Annotated in this window: 1 protein-coding gene; it reads left to right on the top strand. The window is 61.6% G+C overall.

The features are described 5' to 3' along the window. The coding region (locus AC1D1L_RS33745) for an IS110 family RNA-guided transposase (protein ID WP_477345857.1) at positions 1-589 on the top strand (589 nt) is incomplete at both ends.

Below are 589 nucleotides of genomic sequence, written 5' to 3'. Positions count from 1 at the left end.
CGGGTGCGCGACCAGATGATCGGCACGCGAACCCGTCTGATCAACCAGATGCGAGCATTCTGCCTGGAATACGGCATCGCATTGAGACAGGGCGCCGGACTGTTCAAGCTCGACTTGCCACTGGTTCTCGATGACCTTTCGAATGACCTCTCGCCGGCAATGCGCAAACTGCTCGTGGACCTGTTCGCAGATCTGCGCCAGTTGGAACAGCGCATCAACGACGTGACGAGGGAGATCGCAGCGATCGCAGACCGAGAAGATGTTGCCCGCCGGCTCATGACGATCCCCGGAATCGGAGCATTGGGAGCCACCGCGCTACTGGCGGCCGTCGGCACCGGATGCCAGTTCCAGAAGGCTCGCGACCTGGCCGCATGGCTGGGGCTGGTCCCTCGAGAATACTCGACCGGAGGCAAGCAGAAGCTACTCGGTATCAGCAAGCGCGGGAACCGCTACGTTCGCAAGCTGCTCGTTCATGGCGCGCGATCATGCTTCCGTCACCTGGATCGAACCCGGGATCGCCTGGGAAGCTGGCTTGACGGGTTGCAGAGCCGTATGCACCCGAACAAAGCTGTTGTCGCACTTGCCGCCA

The sequence above is a fragment of the Mesorhizobium sp. P2_D6 genome, from assembly GCF_056404315.1.
The sequence above is the reverse complement of the archived record's forward strand: the minus strand, read 5'-3'. Positions and strand labels throughout refer to the sequence as shown.